This window comes from Gordonia sp. UBA7599, assembly GCA_002477755.1.
In the GTDB taxonomy this organism is placed as follows: domain Bacteria; phylum Actinomycetota; class Actinomycetes; order Mycobacteriales; family Mycobacteriaceae; genus Gordonia.
Genome location: DLKD01000154.1, coordinates 1 through 2,221, shown reverse-complemented (window position 1 = coordinate 2,221; position 2,221 = coordinate 1). Strand labels below are relative to the sequence as shown.

Annotated in this window: 2 protein-coding genes; one reads left to right on the top strand and one right to left on the bottom strand. The window is 68.6% G+C overall.

Annotated elements, in window-relative coordinates:
- Positions 1–206: hypothetical protein (locus B4L26_RS17805; protein WP_290721050.1), on the top strand; the 206-nt coding region annotated here is incomplete at its 5' end.
- Here B4L26_RS17805 and gcvP read toward each other — a convergent pair.
- Positions 207–2,221 (bottom strand): aminomethyl-transferring glycine dehydrogenase (gene gcvP, locus B4L26_RS17800; RefSeq protein ID WP_290721048.1); only part of this gene is annotated, 2,015 nt, incomplete at its 5' end.

The window sequence follows — 2,221 nt, the reverse complement described above, 5'->3', positions numbered from 1 at the left end:
TCGACGAGGGCTTCGGCGCGCTCGACGAGGCGAGCCTGGACGATGTCCTCGGGGTGCTGGATGCGTTGCGCGACGGCGGCCGCGCGGTCGGTGTGGTCAGTCACGTCCCGGAGTTGCGCGACCGCATACCGGCGCAGTTGACCGTGACGAAATCGCCGCAGGGGTCGACGCTCGCCACCACGACGACTCTCGCTGCGACCGCCTGATCAGGCGAAGTCCTCGATCGGGGGGCAACTGCACATCAGGTTGCGATCGCCGTAGGCGCCGTCGATCCGGCCGACGGGCGGCCAGTACTTCTGGCCGGCATGCCCGCCCGGGAAGACCGCGCGTTCGCGGTCGTAGGGGTGGGTCCACTCTCCGACGATCGCCGCGGCCGTATGCGGTGCCTGCCGCAGCACGCTGTCGGCGACCGGGACCAGGCCGTCGATGACCTCCTGGATCTCGGCCCGTATGGCCAGCATGGCCGCGCAGAAGCGGTCGATCTCGCCCAGATCCTCCGACTCGGTCGGCTCGACCATCAAGGTGCCGGCCACCGGGAAGGACATGGTCGGCGCGTGGAATCCGTAGTCGATCAGCCGCTTGGCGACATCGTCGACAGTGACGCCGCTGATCCTGGTCAACTCGCGCAGGTCGAGGATGCACTCGTGGGCCACGAGCCCGTCGGTGCCGCTGTAGAGCACGGGATAGGCCTCGCGCAGGCGGGCCGCGATGTAGTTCGCGTTGAGGACGGCGATCTGGGTGGCCCGCGTCAGCCCCGCGCCCCCCATCAGCCGGATGTAGGCCCAAGAGATTGCCAGGATGCCAGCCGACCCGAATGGTGCCGCCGACACCGGCTCTCCGTGCCGCTCGGGCAGTTCGGGGTTGCGCGGCAGGTGCGGTGCCAGGTGCGCCCGAACCCCGACCGGGCCGACGCCGGGCCCGCCCCCGCCGTGGGGGATGCAGAAGGTCTTGTGCAGGTTCAAGTGCGAGACATCGCTCCCGAATCGGCCCGGGCGGGCCAGGCCGACGAGGGCGTTGAGATTTGCGCCGTCGACATAGACCTGACCACCGGCGTCGTGCACCAAGGCACATAGGTCGCCGATGGTGTCCTCGTACACGCCGTGGGTGGAGGGATAGGTGACCATGATCGCGGCCACCGACTCCCGGTGGTCTTCGAGCTTGACCTTCAGGTCATCCATGTCGACATTGCCAGAGATCGGGTCCGTCGCGACGACGACGACCTTCATCCCGGCCATCACCGCGCTGGCGGCGTTGGTGCCGTGCGCACTCTGCGGGATCAGGCAGATGGTTCGGTGCGCTTGACCATTGGCTCGGTGGTAGTCACGGATGGCGAGCAGCCCGGCGAGTTCACCCTGGGAGCCCGCGTTCGGCTGGACGGACACCGCGTCATAGCCGGTGATCTCGCACAGCCAGCCCTCGAGTTGCGCAATGAGCTCTCGATAGCCCGCCGTGTGCGCCGACGGTGCGAAGGGGTGGATGTCGGCGAACTCCGGCCAGGTGACGGCCACCATCTCGGTCGTGGCGTTGAGTTTCATCGTGCACGAACCGAGCGGGATCATGCCGCGATCCAGGGCAAAGTCCTTGTCCGCGAGCCCCCGCAGGTAGCGCAGCATCGCGGTTTCACTGCGGTGGCGGTGGAAGGTCGGGTGGGTGAGGTACTCCGAGGTCCGCTGTAGGGCTTCGGGCACACCGGGCGCCGCATCGGCCTCCCCGGCGGCACTGGACCCGAAGCACTCCAGGACCGCGGCAATATCGGCGTCCGTCGTCGTCTCGTCGACGCTCACACTCACCAGGTCCTCACCGGCCCGGAACAGGCTGATCCCCCGGCCATCGGCGGCCGCGACGATGGCGTCGCCCCGGCCGGGGACGACCGCGGTCAGGGTGTCGAAGAAGTGATCACCGGCGAGTTCGATGCCGTCCCTGGTCAGGTGGGCTTTGAGCGCCATCGCCTTGTCGTGGACGCGCTCGGCGATCGCCTTCAGGCCGTCGGGGCCGTGGTAGACGGCATACATCGAGGCCATGACGGCGAGCAGCACTTGGGCGGTGCAGATATTCGACGTCGCCTTTTCGCGGCGGATGTGCTGCTCGCGGGTCTGCAGGGCGAGCCGGTATGCCGCGTGGCCGGCGCTGTCGACCGACACACCCACCAGCCGCCCGGGCAGGGTGCGCTCCAGCCCCTTGCGGACGCTGATATAGCCTGCGTGCGGACCGCCGAACATCA